This window comes from Escherichia sp. 93.0816 (assembly GCF_013368855.2).
Lineage (GTDB): Bacteria > Pseudomonadota > Gammaproteobacteria > Enterobacterales > Enterobacteriaceae > Escherichia > Escherichia ruysiae.
On the sequence record NZ_JABWNC020000026.1, the window covers coordinates 35,724 to 54,267 of the forward strand.

Annotated in this window: 20 protein-coding genes and 1 other annotated feature; of the genes, 10 read left to right on the plus strand and 10 right to left on the minus strand. The window is 50.0% G+C overall.

The window, feature by feature from the left end; translation table 11 throughout:
- Positions 1 to 15: 15 nt before the first annotated feature.
- Entirely contained in the window at positions 16 to 1,302 is a 1,287-nt protein-coding gene (locus HEM79_RS19735) for an HlyC/CorC family transporter (RefSeq protein WP_010723175.1), read from the minus strand.
- Positions 1,303 to 1,321: 19 nt separating this feature from the next.
- Positions 1,322 to 2,113 (minus strand): cytochrome C assembly family protein, encoded by a 792-nt coding sequence (locus tag HEM79_RS19740; protein WP_024165125.1) that lies wholly within the window; start codon positions 2,111 to 2,113, stop codon positions 1,322 to 1,324.
- 166 nt (positions 2,114 to 2,279) lie between these two features.
- Here HEM79_RS19740 and ffh point away from each other — a divergent pair, with 166 nt between their 5' ends.
- From ffh to rplS, 5 genes are all read left to right on the plus strand, one after another.
- Positions 2,280 to 3,641, plus strand: coding sequence for a signal recognition particle protein (gene ffh, locus HEM79_RS19745; protein WP_000460035.1), 1,362 nt, complete (start codon positions 2,280 to 2,282; stop codon positions 3,639 to 3,641).
- A gap of 136 nt (positions 3,642 to 3,777) precedes the next feature.
- Positions 3,778 to 4,026, plus strand: coding sequence for a 30S ribosomal protein S16 (gene rpsP, locus HEM79_RS19750; protein WP_000256450.1), 249 nt, complete (start codon positions 3,778 to 3,780; stop codon positions 4,024 to 4,026).
- Between the two features lie 18 nt (positions 4,027 to 4,044).
- Complete coding sequence (gene rimM / locus HEM79_RS19755; RefSeq protein WP_000043335.1) at positions 4,045 to 4,593, plus strand: ribosome maturation factor RimM; 549 nt, start codon at positions 4,045 to 4,047, stop codon at positions 4,591 to 4,593.
- Between the two features lie 30 nt (positions 4,594 to 4,623).
- The gene (trmD, locus tag HEM79_RS19760; RefSeq protein ID WP_000264785.1) at positions 4,624 to 5,391 is read left to right on the plus strand and encodes a tRNA (guanosine(37)-N1)-methyltransferase TrmD; all 768 of its coding nucleotides are present in this window, start codon (positions 4,624 to 4,626) and stop codon (positions 5,389 to 5,391) included.
- A gap of 41 nt (positions 5,392 to 5,432) precedes the next feature.
- Complete coding sequence (rplS, locus tag HEM79_RS19765; protein WP_000065253.1) at positions 5,433 to 5,780, plus strand: 50S ribosomal protein L19; 348 nt, start codon at positions 5,433 to 5,435, stop codon at positions 5,778 to 5,780.
- A gap of 76 nt (positions 5,781 to 5,856) precedes the next feature.
- Here the strand turns inward: rplS and HEM79_RS19770 are convergent, their stop codons facing one another.
- The 4 genes from HEM79_RS19770 to HEM79_RS19785 all read right to left on the minus strand — a co-directional run bounded on the left by HEM79_RS19770 (position 5,857) and on the right by HEM79_RS19785 (position 8,606).
- A complete protein-coding gene (locus HEM79_RS19770) occupies positions 5,857 to 6,339 on the minus strand; it encodes an OmpA family protein (protein WP_000595359.1) in 483 nt (160 codons plus the stop codon).
- A gap of 15 nt (positions 6,340 to 6,354) precedes the next feature.
- On the minus strand, positions 6,355 to 7,578 hold the full coding sequence (gene dgcN, locus HEM79_RS19775) for a diguanylate cyclase DgcN (protein ID WP_176241875.1): 1,224 nt from the start codon (positions 7,576 to 7,578) through the stop codon (positions 6,355 to 6,357).
- Positions 7,571 to 8,089, minus strand: a complete 519-nt coding sequence (locus HEM79_RS19780; RefSeq protein WP_176241874.1) for a YfiR family protein — start codon at positions 8,087 to 8,089, stop codon at positions 7,571 to 7,573. Before HEM79_RS19780 ends, dgcN begins: the two co-directional genes overlap by 8 nt.
- Before the next feature lie 151 nt (positions 8,090 to 8,240).
- Complete coding sequence (locus HEM79_RS19785) at positions 8,241 to 8,606, minus strand: DUF2799 domain-containing protein (RefSeq protein ID WP_176241873.1); 366 nt, start codon at positions 8,604 to 8,606, stop codon at positions 8,241 to 8,243.
- Positions 8,607 to 8,814: 208 nt separating this feature from the next.
- Between HEM79_RS19785 and aroF the strand changes: the two genes are divergently transcribed.
- Both aroF and tyrA read left to right on the plus strand, forming a co-directional pair.
- Entirely contained in the window at positions 8,815 to 9,885 is a 1,071-nt protein-coding gene (gene aroF / locus HEM79_RS19790) for a 3-deoxy-7-phosphoheptulonate synthase AroF (protein WP_001168056.1), read from the plus strand.
- Between the two features lie 10 nt (positions 9,886 to 9,895).
- Positions 9,896 to 11,017, plus strand: a complete 1,122-nt coding sequence (gene tyrA / locus HEM79_RS19795; protein WP_000225242.1) for a bifunctional chorismate mutase/prephenate dehydrogenase — start codon at positions 9,896 to 9,898, stop codon at positions 11,015 to 11,017.
- 40 nt (positions 11,018 to 11,057) lie between these two features.
- On the opposite strand, the gene pheA is transcribed toward tyrA, so the two are convergent.
- The 4 genes from pheA to bamD all read right to left on the minus strand — a co-directional run bounded on the left by pheA (position 11,058) and on the right by bamD (position 13,818).
- Entirely contained in the window at positions 11,058 to 12,218 is a 1,161-nt protein-coding gene (pheA, locus tag HEM79_RS19800; protein ID WP_176241872.1) for a bifunctional chorismate mutase/prephenate dehydratase, read from the minus strand.
- Between the two features lie 22 nt (positions 12,219 to 12,240).
- Positions 12,241 to 12,366 (minus strand) — a sequence feature (Phe leader region).
- Positions 12,318 to 12,365: a pheA operon leader peptide PheL gene (pheL, locus tag HEM79_RS19805; protein WP_001386991.1), complete on the minus strand. Its 48-nt coding sequence runs from the start codon at positions 12,363 to 12,365 to the stop codon at positions 12,318 to 12,320. It overlaps the preceding feature by 48 nt.
- 102 nt (positions 12,367 to 12,468) lie before the next feature.
- Entirely contained in the window at positions 12,469 to 12,810 is a 342-nt protein-coding gene (gene raiA, locus HEM79_RS19810) for a ribosome-associated translation inhibitor RaiA (RefSeq protein ID WP_000178456.1), read from the minus strand.
- A 270-nt stretch (positions 12,811 to 13,080) separates the two neighbouring features.
- Positions 13,081 to 13,818: an outer membrane protein assembly factor BamD gene (bamD, locus tag HEM79_RS19815; protein WP_000197686.1), complete on the minus strand. Its 738-nt coding sequence runs from the start codon at positions 13,816 to 13,818 to the stop codon at positions 13,081 to 13,083.
- A gap of 134 nt (positions 13,819 to 13,952) precedes the next feature.
- On the opposite strand from bamD, the gene rluD reads away from it, so the two are divergent.
- The 3 genes from rluD (at position 13,953) to clpB (ending at position 18,364) form a co-directional block, all read left to right on the plus strand.
- Entirely contained in the window at positions 13,953 to 14,933 is a 981-nt protein-coding gene (rluD, locus tag HEM79_RS19820; protein ID WP_176241871.1) for a 23S rRNA pseudouridine(1911/1915/1917) synthase RluD, read from the plus strand.
- Positions 14,930 to 15,661 (plus strand): purine nucleoside phosphorylase YfiH, encoded by a 732-nt coding sequence (yfiH, locus tag HEM79_RS19825; protein WP_176241870.1) that lies wholly within the window; start codon positions 14,930 to 14,932, stop codon positions 15,659 to 15,661. The genes rluD and yfiH overlap by 4 nt, the downstream gene beginning before the upstream one ends.
- A 129-nt stretch (positions 15,662 to 15,790) precedes the next feature.
- Positions 15,791 to 18,364 (plus strand): ATP-dependent chaperone ClpB, encoded by a 2,574-nt coding sequence (gene clpB / locus HEM79_RS19830; RefSeq protein ID WP_002431841.1) that lies wholly within the window; start codon positions 15,791 to 15,793, stop codon positions 18,362 to 18,364.
- Positions 18,365 to 18,544: the final 180 nt, after the last annotated feature.

An 18,544-nucleotide genomic window follows, 5' to 3' on the forward strand; every position in this document is an offset into this window, starting at 1 on the left:
GCTGGGCCGTTTTCGTTACTCCGCCACACTCTCGCGCAGCGGTTTCACAGGAAAAACTTTTACCTGCTTAATCATATTGTCCTGTACGTCGAGAATATCGATATCGTACTCGCCAATACGCACGCGAGTGCCTGCAACAGGAATCTCTTCCAGTGCTTCCAGAATGACGCCATTAACCGTGCGAGCATCATCTTCTGGCAGATGCCAGTTAAAGGCTTTGTTGATTTCTCGCACGTTGGCTGTGCCATCAATAATCACCGAACCGTCGTTTTGCGGCGTCACTTCTTCAGCAAGCGTTGGCGACATCGACGTGGTGAAATCACCGACAATCTCTTCCAGAATATCTTCAACCGTCACCAGTCCCTGAATATCGCCGTATTCGTTGACCACCAGGCCGACTTTCTTTTTATTGCGTTGAAATTTAACTAATTGTGTACTGAGCGGCGTACCTTCCGGCACAAAATAGATTTCGTCCGCAGCGCGTAGCATGGTTTCTTTGGTGAACTCTTTTTTCTCCGACATGAGCCGCCAGGCTTCACGCACACGCAACATGCTGATGGCGTCGTCCAGCGAGTCGCGGTACAGCACTATGCGCCCGTGAGGAGAGTGGGAGAGCTGACGGAGAATCGATTTCCAGTCATCGTTTATATCGATGCCGATAATTTCACTGCGCGGCACCATGATGTCATCGACGGTCATTTTTTCCAGATCGAGTACCGACAGCAGCATATCCTGATTGCGACGGGAAATTTGTGACCGTGATTCGTGCACAATGGTGCGCAACTCTTCTTTGCTTAAAGAGCCGCTGACCACGATATCCGTTTTGATGCCCATCATGCGCATTAACATGCGGGTGATAGCGTTCAGTAACCAGACCAGCGGCATCATCAAAATTTGCAGCGGTGCTAACAGAAAACTACTCGGATAGGCGACTTTTTCCGGGTACAGTGCGGCGATAGTTTTCGGCAATACTTCGGCAAAAACCAGTACTACAAAAGTCAGCACACCAGTCGCAATTGCCACGCCCGCATCCCCGTACAAACGCATCCCAACAATAGTGCCGAGCGCGGAGGCAAGAATATTGACCAGGTTATTGCCGATTAACACCAGGCTTATCAGGCGGTCTGGTTTGCGCAGTAATTTTTCGACCCGTTTAGCCGAACGATTACCCTGCTTCGCCATGTGCCGCAGGCGATAGCGGTTGAGTGTCATCATTCCGGTTTCGGAGCCGGAAAAATAGGCTGAAATGACCACCATGATGATCAGAATTATGATCAACGTGGTAGTAGAGATATGTTCCAGGGGAAACTCCTTTTCTGGTTTAGCTGATTAACTGCTGGACAATTCGGCTGCCGAAGTAGGCCAGTGTCAGAATGACCGCACCCGCGACGTTAAACCAGACGACGCGGCGTCCACGCCATCCTTCATGATAATGTCCCCACAGCAGCACAATATAGACAAACCACGCCACAATAGAGAGCACGGCCTTGTCGATATTTTCCATGCTAAATAAGTTGTGCATGTAGAACAGGCCAGTACAAAGAGTGAGCGTTAACAGCACCACGCCAATTTGTGTGATGTGGAACATTTTACGCTCAATACTCATCAGCGGCGGCATTTCCTGGTTGAATGCCAGCTTCTTGTTCTTCAGTTGGTAATCAATCCATGCCAGTTGCAGCGCGTACAGGGCGGCAATAATCAGCGTGGCATAGGAAAAGAGCGATAAGCCAATGTGTACCAGCATTCCTGGTGTCGCTTCCAGATGAGTGATGTATTCATTGGGCATGAAGGTTGCCAGCGCCAGATTGATGAGCGCAAAGGCATAAACAATCGGCAACAGCAGCCAGCCACGGTTACGTGAGGCCACGATGGTCATTACCGTACAAATCATCAGGCTGACCAGCGAACCGACATTCAACAGGCTAAGGTTTTGTCCGCTATCGCCGCCTGGCAAAATGCGGGCTTCAAGAGCGATAGCGTGGCAGACCAGCGCGATGACCGCAGAAATAATAGCCATTCGCCGCCAGCCGCCGTTTTTTTGCAGCAGACCGGGAACAATCAGCGCAAGACTGACGGAGTAGGCGACGAGCGCGAGCAGAGCAAAAACGGGCATAGTGATGTCGACAGTTTGAGCAATGAGAAAGAAAAGCAGTATAGCGTCAGGTGAACGCTGCTCCAACCGTTGCATAACAACAAAGACGCCTTCATGTTATACTGCGGCAAAATACAGATGATGTGTCGCGATTGCGGCCAACCGTTTCCACCCCAGGCGAGAGACAATGTTTGATAATTTAACCGATCGTTTGTCGCGCACGCTGCGCAATATCAGTGGCCGTGGACGCCTTACTGAAGACAACGTTAAAGATACGCTGCGCGAAGTGCGCATGGCGCTGTTGGAGGCGGACGTCGCTCTGCCGGTAGTGCGTGAGTTTATCAATCGCGTAAAAGAGAAAGCGGTTGGTCATGAAGTTAATAAAAGCCTGACGCCGGGGCAGGAATTCGTCAAAATCGTCCGTAACGAGTTGGTTGCGGCGATGGGCGAAGAGAACCAGACCCTGAACCTGGCGGCGCAACCGCCTGCGGTGGTGCTGATGGCGGGTCTGCAAGGTGCCGGTAAAACAACCAGCGTGGGTAAACTCGGTAAGTTCCTGCGCGAGAAGCACAAGAAGAAAGTGCTGGTGGTTTCTGCCGACGTTTATCGCCCGGCGGCAATCAAACAGCTTGAGACGCTGGCCGAACAGGTAGGCGTCGATTTCTTCCCTTCAGATGTTGGTCAGAAGCCGGTTGATATTGTTAATGCTGCGCTGAAAGAAGCCAAACTGAAATTCTACGACGTGCTGCTGGTGGATACCGCCGGTCGTCTGCACGTTGACGAAGCGATGATGGATGAGATCAAACAGGTCCATGCGTCGATTAACCCGGTTGAAACCCTGTTTGTGGTTGACGCCATGACCGGTCAGGATGCCGCCAATACGGCGAAAGCATTCAATGAAGCGTTACCGCTTACCGGCGTAGTGTTGACCAAAGTGGACGGCGATGCGCGTGGCGGTGCGGCGCTTTCTATTCGCCATATTACTGGCAAGCCTATCAAGTTCCTCGGTGTTGGCGAGAAAACAGAGGCGCTGGAGCCGTTCCACCCGGATCGCATCGCGTCGCGTATTCTCGGCATGGGCGATGTTCTTTCGCTGATCGAAGATATCGAAAGCAAAGTTGACCGCGCGCAGGCTGAGAAATTAGCCAGCAAGCTGAAAAAAGGCGACGGCTTCGATCTCAACGATTTCCTTGAGCAGTTGCGCCAGATGAAAAATATGGGTGGCATGGCCAGCCTGATGGGCAAACTGCCGGGTATGGGGCAGATCCCGGATAACGTCAAGTCGCAGATGGACGATAAAGTGCTGGTGCGTATGGAAGCCATCATCAACTCGATGACGATGAAAGAGCGCGCTAAGCCAGAAATCATCAAAGGTTCGCGTAAACGCCGTATTGCTGCCGGTTGCGGTATGCAGGTGCAGGACGTTAACCGTCTTCTGAAGCAGTTCGACGACATGCAGCGCATGATGAAGAAAATGAAGAAGGGCGGAATGGCGAAGATGATGAGAAGCATGAAGGGTATGATGCCGCCGGGATTTCCTGGTCGCTAAATGACCTTATGCGACAGAGTTATTAACTGCTGATTGCATTTTCTCCAGAAATCAGTAAAATTTTCGGGCTTTTAATATGACACCGGACTCCGTTCCTCGATGGGGTCCGGTTGTTTTATTCACACAAGAGGATGTTATGGTAACTATTCGTTTAGCACGTCACGGCGCTAAAAAGCGTCCGTTCTACCAGGTTGTTGTCGCTGACAGCCGTAATGCACGCAACGGTCGCTTCATCGAGCGCGTTGGTTTCTTCAACCCAATCGCTAGCGAAAAAGAAGAAGGCACTCGCCTGGATCTGGATCGCATCGCTCACTGGGTTGGCCAGGGCGCAACTATTTCTGATCGCGTTGCTGCGCTGATCAAAGAAGTAAACAAAGCAGCTTAATCTGTCACGGTGGTCATGATGAGCAAACAACTCACCGCGCAAGCACCTGTTGATCCCATCGTTTTGGGAAAAATGGGTTCGTCTTACGGTATTCGTGGGTGGCTCAGAGTGTTTTCTTCCACCGAAGACGCCGAAAGCATTTTTGACTATCAGCCCTGGTTTATCCAGAAGGCGGGTCAGTGGCAGCAAGTCCAGCTGGAAAGCTGGAAGCACCACAATCAGGACATGATCATCAAGCTGAAAGGTGTTGACGATCGTGATGCGGCGAACCTGCTGACGAATTGTGAAATTGTCGTGGATTCATCGCAGCTGCCTCAGCTTGAAGAGGGTGACTACTACTGGAAAGACCTGATGGGCTGCCAGGTAGTGACCACTGAAGGCTACGATCTCGGTAAAGTCGTCGACATGATGGAAACCGGATCTAATGACGTTCTCGTCATTAAGGCAAACCTGAAAGATGCGTTTGGTATCAAGGAACGTCTCGTACCGTTCCTCGATGGGCAGGTTATCAAGAAAGTCGATCTCACTACTCGTTCAATCGAAGTAGATTGGGATCCTGGTTTTTAAACCACCGGATAAACGGTAAAAGACGGCGCTATGTGGATTGGCATAATTAGCCTGTTTCCTGAAATGTTCCGCGCAATTACCGATTACGGGGTAACTGGCCGGGCAGTGAAAAATGGCCTGCTGAGCATCCAGAGCTGGAGTCCACGTGACTTCACGCATGACCGGCACCGTACCGTGGACGATCGTCCTTACGGCGGCGGACCGGGGATGTTAATGATGGTGCAACCTTTACGGGACGCCATTCATGCAGCAAAAAGCGCGGCGGGTGAAGGCGCTAAGGTGATCTATCTGTCACCGCAGGGGCGCAAGCTTGATCAAGCGGGCGTCAGCGAACTGGCAACGAATCAAAAATTGATTCTGGTGTGCGGTCGCTACGAAGGTATAGATGAGCGCGTGATTCAAACCGAAATTGACGAAGAATGGTCAATCGGCGATTACGTTCTCAGCGGTGGTGAGTTACCAGCAATGACGCTGATTGACTCCGTTTCCCGGTTTATTCCGGGCGTACTGGGTCACGAAGCATCAGCAACGGAAGATTCCTTTGCTGAAGGATTGCTGGATTGCCCGCACTATACGCGGCCTGAGGTGTTAGAAGGGATGGAAGTTCCGTCAGTGTTACTGTCGGGCAACCATGCCGAGATACGTCGCTGGCGTTTGAAACAGTCGCTGGGCCGTACCTGGCTTAGAAGACCTGAACTTCTGGAAAACCTGGCTCTGACTGAAGAGCAAGCAAGGTTGCTGGCGGAGTTCAAAACGGAACACGCACAACAGCAACATAAACATGATGGGATGGCGTAAGCCCCCGAAATATCAGTTTACCCAGGATAAGAGATTAAATTATGAGCAACATTATTAAGCAACTTGAACAAGAGCAGATGAAGCAGGACGTACCTTCCTTCCGTCCGGGTGATACCGTGGAAGTGAAAGTATGGGTTGTTGAAGGTTCCAAAAAACGTCTGCAGGCATTCGAGGGCGTGGTTATCGCTATTCGTAACCGCGGTCTGCACTCTGCATTCACTGTTCGTAAAATTTCCAACGGCGAAGGCGTTGAGCGTGTCTTCCAGACTCACTCTCCGGTAGTTGACAGCATTTCTGTCAAACGTCGTGGTGCTGTTCGTAAAGCTAAACTGTACTACCTGCGTGAGCGTACTGGTAAGGCTGCTCGTATCAAAGAGCGCCTCAACTAAGATTTCGCTTAAGCGACATCCTGTTAAGAAGGGCTGGCCAATTGGCTGGCCCTTTTTTTATCTACTGAAATTGTATTTAAGGCGCACTAATCACCACCGCAACGCGGCGGTTTTCAGCCCGGCCCTGCGCTGTCTTGTTGCTGGCGATAGGATATTTTTTCCCTAAACCCTGAGTAGTGAGATTACTGCGCGGAATTTGCCCACCCTCGGCCCAGGCATCGGCCACGACATTCGCTCGCTTCAGTGATAAGGCTTCGTTGTAGCTATCTTCACCATAGTTATCGGTGTGACCATCCATACGGGCGTGTGTTAGCCCGGTAGAGGTTAGTTTTGCCGCCATGGTCTGGATTTGTTGCTGACTTTCCGGAAGCAGTTTGTAGTCATTTTTAGCAAACAAAATAGTGTCGGATAAGCCAAGCGACCAGTCACCGGCAGATTCAGTAAAACCATAAGACTGCATAGCAGCGACTTGCTCTGGGGTGAATTTGCCTTGTGGAGTCTGGCAACCAGCCAGTATCAGAGTGGAGAAAACCAGAGGTGCTACCAGTTGCTTTATCATGTAGATATTTCCTTGTTATTTCACCAGCTTTTCGGCGCGCTGATGTTTGGCCTGATACATATTACGATCGGCAAGCTCTTGTAATTTTTCCGCAGAAGCGTGTTCGCGAGTCAGAGCGTATCCAATACTTAAGGTCATACTGGTCTGGTGACCGTTATGGAGATCGAATGGGCGATGAAAGGTTTGTGTGAGAGCAGTACAAATACGCTGTACTTCATATTCTGACAGTACGTCATACAGAATCATGGCGAACTCATCGCCTCCTATACGGTACGCTTGATGCCGTTTCCCGCTAAATTCCATTAACCGTGTTGCTATCTCGATCAAGACCTGATCGCCCGTCGCGTGACCCCATGTGTCATTGATATATTTAAAATTATCGCCATCAAGAAAAAGTAAGGCTGAGGTTTCCCGAACGGTAGAATCACTCATTAACGTATTGATGCAGTTGCGAAATGCTGCGCGGTTAGCCAGGCCGGTTAACGGATCATGCAGGGCAGTACGTAAGAGTTGCGCATTTTTTGCCTGTAAACGAAGCTGCCACTCTTCCATTTCATCCAGCAGACTATTGAAGTCGAGAGCAAAGCGGTGAAATTCTTCGATACGCTCTTCCGAAACTCGTCGGGAAAAATTGCGGTTGGATCGCACATCATGAACTACATCAGTAATGTTTTTTAGCGCCTCCACCAGTCCGTTATGCAAATGGCGGGTGAGGGTGATTGCAATGCCTGATGCCAGCAGAATACAACCGGTAAGCACAGCGAGTGAAAACCAGATGAAATGGCTGATTGAACTGTCGCGAGCGGTTAAATGGACTTCGCCGATGATTTTTCCATTGTGGCGAATGGGCTGAATTACCGGTGCGGGAAAGAGCCAGTGGCTAATGAAATTACTGAATCTATCTCCCGGTTCTCTGGCTGTGTAGTGCCAGGATGCAATGATATTTTGCTGATTATCACGTACTTCAGCGGTTGAAAATTGACCTTGCTGCCCCAGCGCGGCCAGGGTTTCTGTCGCTGCCGGACCATCGGCAAAAACGACCGCTGCTTCCAGACTATAAGTCATGGTTGCTGCGGTGAGCGCCAGGTTTTTTTGCGCGTATTGTTTCAGGGTCAGTACCGACGTCACGGAAAGCAGCAGCCAGATCAGCGTCATGGTGATAAAGATGCTGGTCATGCTGATGTTGCGTAATGCTCTTTTAAACGTTGGTCGCTTATTAAGAGAATTATCGTTATCCATCTTTTTTCTTCCGAGCGAGCATTAAGACATCCGGGTTGACCTTTACACCACTACGCGATAAGGCATCCAGGTTTACGGCAAATCTGACATCATTATTGTTGATGATCAGACAAAAGGCGCTGCCAATAATGCACTCTGCATTTTGTTCGGCAATTAATAATAACGCCTTAGACGGATATTGTTTGATTAATTCCATCTGGAATATCGGTGATTCGTTGCCAAAATAAAAACCATTGCAGTCTGAAATCAGTGCTTCTTGTTTGCTGTGAATGATGACGGGCAGATAAGGTAAAGAAGTCGCGCCATTATCTTGCAGGGCGGTACTAAAACGTGAAGATGAAAAAATACATAGCTTTGGCGGGCCAGATAACGCTGGCCAGCGAGTGTAGCTGACAATACCGGAAACCATCAGGCGCACATTTTTCGCAGCGTCAGTGGTTTCCTGAGCAAGTAATGGTGCGCTCGGCAGGAGGGAAATCAGCAGTAAAAACAGCCGGTGAGAAAAACGCATTCAGGGATCCTCACCACCGTCGCTCGAAATGCATCGATAATTTTTTCAGAATACTCATTAAAATATCATTCTTTTATGCGGGCGTCATCACGATGAGAATTAAAGTTTGAATGAGTTAAATCTTATGATTAATTTGTTGATGGCGCTCCAGTTAATTCAATCGCATCGTGCTGGCATTTTCCTCTGCCCCTTTTTGCCATGCTTCATGTAGTTGGTTGGCATTTTCAACATTGTTGCAGCTGGCAGGGAAACTTTTACCGGAAAGCCCTCGGGCATAAGTAAAGTCGGTTTGGCAGGTTTTCTTTTGTCCTTCGGCATATCCTTTAAGGTATACCTCCCGATCAGCCTGTGAATCGCTAAATGTATCGCGATCTTTTATGGCAATACCTGATATTGCATCTTCCATACCAACATCATACCAGTCGGTGCTGGTTAAGTTTGGCGCGTGAGTATAAGGATCAATCTGGCAACCACAAACCACTAAAGCCAACAAGGGACCGATAAATTTTTTCATCATTTTCTCTCCTTTTTCAAAGCATAGCGGATTGTTTTTAATGATGGTGTAAATTTATTTATACGAATTTGGAGGCTTGTAGCTTATTAAAATTGCATGTGTAAAGTAATATTTACGAAATATGGATTGAAATCTTTACTTGTTGTGTTATCGTTACGTCATCCTCGTTGAGGATCAACTATCGCAAACGAGCATAAACAGGATCACCATCATGCAAAAAGACGCGCTGAATAACGTACACATTACCGACGAACAGGTTCTGATGACCCCGGAACAGTTGAAGGCAGCTTTTCCATTAAGCCAGCAACAAGAAGCCCAGATTGCTGATTCGCGTAAAACTATTTCAGATATTATCGCCGGGCGCGATCCTCGTCTGTTGGTAGTTTGTGGGCCTTGCTCCATTCATGACCCTGAAACCGCTCTGGAATATGCTCGTCGATTTAAAGCTCTTGCCGCAGAGGTCAGCGATAGCCTCTATCTGGTGATGCGCGTCTATTTTGAAAAACCCCGTACGACTGTCGGCTGGAAAGGGTTAATTAACGATCCTCATATGGATGGCTCTTTTGACGTAGAAGCCGGCCTGCAAATCGCGCGTAAATTGCTGCTTGAACTGGTGAGCATGGGGCTGCCGCTGGCGACAGAAGCGTTAGATCCAAATAGCCCGCAATACCTGGGCGATCTGTTTAGCTGGTCGGCAATTGGTGCTCGTACCACGGAATCGCAAACGCACCGTGAAATGGCATCCGGGCTGTCTATGCCGGTTGGTTTTAAAAACGGCACCGACGGCAGTCTGGCAACAGCAATTAACGCCATGCGCGCTGCCGCCCAGCCACACCGTTTTGTTGGTATTAACCAGGCAGGGCAGGTTGCATTGCTACAAACTCAGGGGAATCCGGACGGACATGTGATCCTGCGTGGAGGTAAAGCGCCGAACTACAGCCCTGCAGATGTCGCGCAATGTGAAAAAGAGATGGAACAGGCGGGACTGCGTCCGTCTCTGATGGTAGATTGCAGTCACGGTAATTCCAATAAAGATTATCGCCGTCAGCCTGCGGTGGCAGAGTCCGTGGTTGCCCAGATTAAAGATGGCAATCGTTCAATTATTGGTCTGATGATCGAAAGTAACATCCACGAGGGCAATCAGTCTTCCGAGCAACCGCGCAGCGAAATGAAATACGGTGTCTCCGTAACCGATGCCTGCATTAGCTGGGAAATGACCGATGCCTTGCTGCGTGAGATTCATCAGGATCTGAATGGGCAGCTGACGGCGCGCGTGGCTTAAGAGGTTTATTATGGTTGCTGAGTTGACCGCGTTACGCGATCAAATTGATGAAGTCGATAAAGAGCTGCTGAATTTATTAGCGAAACGTCTGGAACTGGTTGCTGAAGTGGGCGAGGTGAAAAGTCGCTTCGGGTTGCCCATTTATGTCCCGGAGCGTGAAGCATCGATGCTGGCCTCGCGTCGTGCGGAGGCGGAAGCTCTCGGTGTGCCGCCGGATCTGATTGAAGATATCCTGCGGCGGGTTATGCGTGAATCCTACTCCAGTGAGAACGACAAAGGATTTAAAACGCTTTGTCCTACGTTGCGTCCGGTGGTTATCGTTGGCGGTGGCGGTCAGATGGGGCGATTGTTCGAGAAGATGCTGACCCTCTCGGGTTATCAAGTGCGGATTCTGGAGCAACATGACTGGGAACGAGCGGCTGATATTGTTGCCGATGCCGGAATGGTGATTGTCAGTGTGCCTATTCATGTGACCGAACAGGTCATCGCCAAATTACCACGTTTACCGCAAGACTGTATTCTGGTCGATCTGGCATCGGTGAAAAATGGACCGTTACAGGCCATGCTGGCGGCGCATGATGGCCCGGTGCTGGGGCTTCACCCGATGTTCGGCCCGGACAGCGGCAGTCTGGCGAAGCAGGTGGTGGTCTGGTGCGATGGACGCCAGCCGGAAGCATATCAATGGTTCCTGGAGCAAATTCAGGTCTGGGGCGCGCGGCTGCATCGGATTAGCGCCGTCGAGCACGATCAGAATATGGCGTTTATTCAGGCACTGCGCCACTTTGCCACTTTTGCTTATGGTCTGCATCTGGCTGAGGAAAATGTTCAGCTTGAGCAACTTCTGGCGCTCTCTTCGCCGATTTATCGCCTTGAGCTGGCGATGGTCGGGCGACTGTTTGCTCAGGACCCGCAGCTTTATGCCGACATCATTATGTCGTCAGAACGTAATCTGGCGTTAATCAAACGTTACTATAAGCGTTTTGGCGAGGCGATTGAGCTGCTGGAGAAAGGGGACAAGCAGGCGTTTATCGACAGTTTCCGCAAGGTGGAAAACTGGTTTGGCGATTATGCGCAACGCTTCCAGAGTGAAAGCCGCGTGTTATTGCGTCAGGCAAACGACAGTCGCCAGTAGTCATCTGGTGCCGGGGGAGACATCACCCGGCACGATTTCATCACGCCGGATCAACAGGCACTACGTTCTCACTTGGGTAACAGCCCAATACCTTCATCGAACGGGTGATTTCCCCTAACTCTTTCAATGCTTTTTGCATTTCCGCTGATTCAAGATTGGCCTGAATATCCAGATAAAACATCTCTTCCCATGGATTACCGTGAATCGGGCGTGATTCCAGACGGGTCATAATCAGATTGTGGTTGCGCAGTACCAGCAACGCTTCAACCAGCGCACCGGCTTGTTGCCCGGTCGCCATTAACAGCGTCGTTTTCGCCGGAACTTGATCAGAAACGTTAATAGCTTTACGTGCCAACACCACAAATCGGGTGAAGTTTTGTCGCTGATTCGCTTCAATCCGCTCCAGTACCTGCAAACCGTACAAAGTGCCGCCAGCTTCGCTTCCCAACGCAGCAACATGCGGCGATTTTGCCTGTGCAACCTTTTCCATTGCCGCAGACGTACTTTCGGTATATTCAATCTTCCAGTGCGGATAACGATTAAGGAATTTGCTGCACTGCTGGAATGGCTGCGGATGGCTGTAGACCGTATTGATGGTGGATAAATCAGTAGTGCCGGAGACCAACAAACAATGGTCGATAGTTAACGTCATCTCGCCAACAATCGACAAGCTAGTATGTTGCAGCAGATCGTAAACGTCGTTTATCGCCCCGGAGCTGGTATTTTCAATCGGTACGACGGCATAGTCAGCCTGGCCGGTTTCCACCTGATTAAAAATATCGGCAAATTTGGCGCAGCCACTTTCAATGAATTGCTCAAAGTGACGGGCAGCATACTGGCGCGCCGCAAGATGGGAATAAGAACCTTTAGGGCCGAGAAAAGCAATACGAGCTGAATGTGGATTAATTTTATTGAGATGCTGCTGGAGCAGTGCCTGCTGAGTTAATACGGAATCTTCAATGATGAGCTGGAACAGTCGAGTAATGTAATGGGCGTCCAGATGGTGCGTTTTACCGAGCGTAATTAATCTTTCCAGTAAATCGCGTTCACGATCAATATCACGTACCGGGCGATGCGAGAGCAGTTTGGCTTTTCCCACCTCGACGGCCAGTTCGCGCCGCTCTGCCAGTAATGCTAATAATTTTTCATCCAGCGCGCTGATTTTCTCGCGCAGCGCCAGTAACGGGGTTTCCGATGTCATAGTGTTGCCTTTTTTGTTATCAATAAAAAAGGCCCCCCGGTTTGGGAGGCCTTATTGTTCGTCTTCGCATTCTGTTTCACACGACGAAACGCCTCCCATTCAGGGGAAGGTAAAAAAGAATGCGAAGAAGAACGGCGTGTGTTTCATGTTTGTTTCCTTAAGCGACTTCAGTACAGTACCTGTACTGTTTTCACGCTGTCAACAAAAAACGCGCCCGAAGGCGCGTTGGCGATACACTCAATATAAAGGACTACTCTTCTTCAACTTCTTCGACGAAGTTGGCGTCTTTCACCGATGTTGCGGCACGACGTGCTTCGCCTTTGTGCTGCAGTTTATTGAGCTGCCGTTCCAGCTTGTTGATCAATTCGTTAATTGCGGTGTACATATCTTCATGTTTACCACTGGCAACCAGAACGCCGTTAGGTGTATTGATTGTGGCGTCAGCAACGAACCCTTGTGGCTCTTTGGACAGAATGATATGTGGATTAATCAGATGTGTTTGCCATTTTTCCAGTTTGGCGAGACGGTCTGCGACATGTTGGCGGATGGCCGGAGTAATTTCCATTTGTTTGCTGGTAATGTTCATTGTCATAAATTTTACCTCTTGTCTTCCCGTCTTGGTGAATTCAGCATACCGTTCCTGATGTCAAAATATGTGATGGAAATCTCATAATTTTGTCACTTTTTGTCAATGAAGCTTTTTTGTGAGAAATCGCAGGAAGAGGTGTTTTTTTACTTGAGGAATATCTCAAAGCGAGCCATATTTGATGAGATCGGTCGCGACTAAATAGCTTCAGTCACGGTTGTTATAGAATAAAAAAACGGCAGCTTAAGGGCTGCCGTTTTGCGTCTCAGAATTCTGTTATGTATTGCTGCTATTTGCGGCGATGATTTTTGCTACTTTTTCAGCTTGTGCATTCATCTGCATCTGACGGTATGCATTTTCCATCAGCGGCAGCGCATCACGCGTAGCCTGGGTATCCGGGTAGTCGCGCAACATGCCTTCTACACGGTTAACGACGGCAACCCATGCACCACGTTCTGTATAGTACTCGGCAACGGAGTATTCATATTTCGCCAGACGATCTTTCAGGAATACCAGACGTTTGGTGGCATCGGTGGTGTACTGACTGTTCGGATAGCCGCGCACCAGTTTGGAAAAGTCACTAAACGCAGCTCGTGCATGTTGAGGATCGCGATCGCTACGATCGACGCCAAAGAACCCTTGCAGCGCACTGTCATCCAGCGCCATATTGGTCAGGCCACGCATGTACATGACATAATCGATATTCGGATGAGTCGGGTTGAGGCGAATAAAACGATCGATAGCAGCCTGTGCTAGCGGTAGATCAGCGTTTTTATAGTAGGCGTAGATGAGATCCAACTGCACCTGCTGCGAATACGGACCAAACGGATAGCGATTATCTAACGCTTCCAGTTGCGTTATTGCCTGTCTCCAGTTACCGTCCTGCAGCTTTTGTTGTGCAGTCGCGTAAATTTCATTTGGCGGATTATCAGGTACTTCTTCCTTTGACCCCGAGCAACCCGCCAAAAACAGGCTTAGTGTGGCGGCTGCCACCAGATATTTCATGCGCGTCATGACGTTTTGACTTTCCTCAAAATGTAATACGGGAGATTCTCTGTTCCTGCTCCCGGTTAAGACCAGCTACAATAGCACACTATATTAAACGGCAAAGCCGTAAAACCCCAACGATAAACGAAGAAGCAGTATATATGGCACAACGAGTACAGCTCACTGCAACGGTGTCCGAAAACCAACTCGGTCAACGCTTAGATCAGGCTTTGGCCGAAATGTTCCCGGATTATTCACGTTCGCGGATAAAAGAATGGATCCTCGACCAGCGCGTGCTGGTTAACGGCAAAGTTTGTGATAAGCCGAAAGAAAAAGTATTGGGTGGCGAGCAGGTTGCCATCAACGCTGAGATTGAAGAAGAAGCGCGTTTTGAACCGCAGGATATCCCGCTGGATATCGTCTATGAAGATGAAGATATCATCGTCATTAATAAACCGCGCGACCTGGTGGTACATCCTGGCGCGGGTAACCTGGATGGCACGGTATTGAATGCGTTGCTTCATTACTATCCGCCAATTGCCGATGTTCCACGTGCGGGCATTGTCCATCGTCTGGATAAAGACACCACTGGCCTGATGGTTGTGGCAAAAACCGTTCCGGCTCAGACGCGTTTAGTCGAATCTTTGCAACGGCGTGAAATTACTCGTGAGTATGAAGCGGTGGCAATTGGTCATATGACCGCTGGTGGTACGGTGGATGAGCCAATCAGTCGCCACCCAACCAAACGTACTCACATGGCGGTACATCCCATGGGCAAACCGGCGGTCACTCACTATCGCATCATGGAACACTTCCGTGTGCACACGCGTCTGCGGTTGCGTCTGGAAACTGGACGTACGCACCAGATCCGCGTGCATATGGCGCATATCACCCATCCGCTGGTGGGCGATCCGGTTTATGGTGGTCGTCCGCGTCCGCCAAAAGGGGCTTCGGAAGCATTTATCTCCACGCTGCGTAAGTTTGACCGCCAGGCGCTTCATGCAACCATGCTGCGTCTTTATCACCCAATCTCCGGCATCGAAATGGAATGGCATGCGCCTATTCCACAAGATATGGTGGAGCTGATTGAGGTGATGCGCGCCGATTTCGAAGAGCATAAGGATGAAGTTGACTGGTTATGAGTAAGCTGATTGTCCCGCAGTGGCCGCTGCCAAAAGGTGTTGCGGCTTGTAGCTCTACCCGTATCGGCGGCGTGAGCTTGGCCCCGTATGACTCGCTCAACCTCGGCGCTCATTGTGGCGATAACCCGGATCACGTTGAGGAGAATCGCAAGCGGCTTTTTGCTGCGGGCAATTTGCCTTCAAAACCGGTCTGGCTTGAGCAGGTACACGGCAAAGATGTGCTTAAGCTTACTGGCGAACCCTATGCTTCAAAACGAGCGGATGCCTCTTATAGCAACACACCCGGCACGGTTTGTGCTGTGATGACTGCCGACTGCCTGCCCGTGCTGTTTTGTAATCGTGCGGGAACGGAAGTCGCCGCCGCTCATGCTGGCTGGCGTGGACTGTGCGCTGGCGTGCTGGAAGAGACGGTCTCCTGTTTTGCTGATAACCCCGAAAACATTCTCGCCTGGTTAGGGCCAGCAATCGGTCCACGCGCGTTTGAAGTGGGGGCGGAAGTTCGCGAGGCATTTATGGCAGTAGACGCCAAAGCGAGTGCAGCTTTTATTCAGCATGGTGATAAGTATCTGGCGGATATTTATCAGCTTGCCCGCCAGCGTCTGGCGAGCGTTGGTGTTGAGCAAATTTTCGGCGGCGACCGCTGTACATTCACGGAAAATGAGACTTTCTTCTCTTATCGTCGCGACAAGACCACGGGTCGTATGGCAAGTTTCATTTGGCTGATATAACCTAAAGAATCAAGACGATCCGGTACGCGTGATTTTCTTTTCACATTAATCTGGTCAATAACCTTGAATAATTGAGGGATGACCTCATTTAATCTCCAGTAGCAACTTTGATCCGTTATGGGAGGAGTTATGCGTCTGGATCGTCTTACTAATAAATTCCAGCTTGCTCTTGCCGATGCCCAATCACTTGCACTCGGGCACGACAACCAATTCATCGAACCACTTCATTTAATGAGCGCCCTGCTGAATCAGGAAGGGGGTTCGGTTAGCCCTTTATTAACATCCGCTGGCATTAATGCTGGCCAGTTGCGCACAGATATCAATCAGGCATTAAATCGTTTACCGCAGGTTGAAGGTACGGGTGGCGATGTCCAGCCTTCACAGGATCTGGTGCGCGTTCTTAATCTTTGCGACAAGCTGGCGCAAAAACGTGGTGATAATTTTATTTCGTCAGAACTGTTCGTTCTGGCGGCACTTGAGTCTCGCGGCACGCTGGCCGACATCCTGAAAGCAGCAGGGGCGACCACCGCCAACATTACTCAAGCGATTGAACAAATGCGTGGAGGTGAAAGCGTGAACGATCAAGGAGCCGAAGACCAACGTCAGGCTTTGAAAAAATACACCATCGACCTTACCGAACGTGCCGAACAGGGCAAACTCGATCCGGTGATTGGTCGTGATGAAGAAATTCGCCGTACCATTCAGGTACTGCAACGTCGTACTAAAAATAACCCGGTGCTGATTGGTGAACCTGGCGTTGGTAAGACTGCCATCGTTGAAGGTCTGGCGCAGCGTATTATCAATGGCGAAGTGCCTGAAGGGCTGAAAGGCCGCCGCGTACTGGCGCTGGATATGGGCGCGCTGGTGGCCGGGGCAAAATATCGCGGTGAGTTTGAGGAACGATTAAAAGGCGTACTGAACGATCTCGCTAAACAGGAAGGCAACGTCATCCTGTTTATCGACGAATTACATACTATGGTCGGCGCGGGTAAAGCCGATGGCGCAATGGACGCCGGGAACATGCTGAAACCGGCGTTGGCTCGTGGTGAACTGCACTGCGTGGGTGCCACGACGCTGGACGAATATCGCCAGTACATCGAAAAAGATGCTGCGCTGGAACGTCGCTTCCAGAAAGTATTTGTCGCCGAGCCAACGGTGGAAGACACCATTGCTATTCTGCGTGGCCTGAAAGAACGTTACGAACTGCACCACCATGTACAAATTACTGACCCGGCAATTGTTGCTGCGGCGACGTTGTCTCATCGCTACATTGCTGATCGTCAGTTGCCGGATAAAGCCATCGACCTGATCGATGAAGCGGCATCCAGCATTCGTATGCAGATAGACTCAAAACCGGAAGAACTCGACCGACTCGATCGTCGTATCATCCAGCTCAAACTGGAACAACAGGCGTTAATGAAAGAGTCTGATGAAGCCAGTAAAAAACGCCTGGATATGCTCAACGAAGAACTGAGCGACAAAGAACGTCAGTATTCCGAGTTAGAAGAAGAGTGGAAAGCAGAGAAAGCATCGCTCTCTGGTACGCAGACTATTAAAGCGGAACTGGAGCAGGCGAAAATCGCCATTGAACAGGCTCGCCGTGTGGGTGACCTGGCGCGGATGTCTGAACTGCAATACGGCAAAATCCCGGAACTGGAAAAGCAACTGGAAGCCGCAACGCAGCTCGAAGGTAAAACTATGCGTCTGTTGCGTAATAAAGTGACAGATGCCGAAATTGCTGAAGTGCTGGCGCGTTGGACGGGGATTCCTGTTTCTCGCATGATGGAAAGTGAGCGCGAAAAACTGCTGCGTATGGAGCAAGAACTGCACCATCGCGTTATTGGTCAGAACGAAGCGGTTGATGCGGTATCTAACGCTATTCGTCGTAGTCGTGCGGGGCTTGCCGATCCAAATCGCCCGATTGGTTCATTCCTGTTCCTTGGCCCAACTGGTGTGGGTAAAACGGAACTTTGCAAGGCGCTGGCGAACTTTATGTTCGATAGCGACGAGGCGATGGTCCGTATCGATATGTCCGAGTTTATGGAGAAACATTCGGTGTCTCGTCTGGTTGGTGCGCCTCCGGGATATGTGGGTTATGAAGAAGGTGGCTACCTGACCGAAGCGGTGCGTCGTCGCCCGTATTCCGTCATCCTGCTGGATGAAGTGGAAAAAGCGCATCCGGATGTCTTCAACATTCTGTTGCAAGTACTGGATGATGGGCGTCTGACTGACGGGCAGGGGAGAACGGTCGACTTCCGCAATACGGTGGTCATTATGACCTCTAACCTCGGTTCCGATCTGATTCAGGAACGCTTTGGTGAACTGGATTATGCACACATGAAAGAGCTGGTGCTTGGTGTGGTAAGCCATAACTTCCGTCCGGAATTCATTAACCGTATCGATGAAGTGGTGGTCTTCCATCCGCTGGGTGAACAGCACATTGCATCGATTGCGCAGATTCAGTTGAAACGTCTGTACAAACGTCTGGAAGAACGTGGTTATGAAATCCACATTTCTGACGAGGCGCTGAAACTGCTGAGCGAGAACGGTTACGATCCGGTCTATGGTGCACGTCCTCTGAAACGTGCTATCCAGCAGCAAATCGAAAACCCGCTGGCACAGCAAATACTGTCTGGTGAATTGGTTCCGGGTAAAGTTATTCGCCTGGAAGTTAATGAAGACCGGATTGTCGCCGTCCAGTAATGATAAAACGAGCTCTTCGGGGCTCGTTTTTGTCTATAAGTTAGACAGAAAAGACCCTGTTTAGGATGTTTTGCCTGAAAAGTGAGCGAACGATAAAGTTTTTATATTTTTCGCTTGTCAGGCCGGAATAACTCCCTATAATGCGCCACCACTGACACGGAACAACGGCAGACAAGCCGC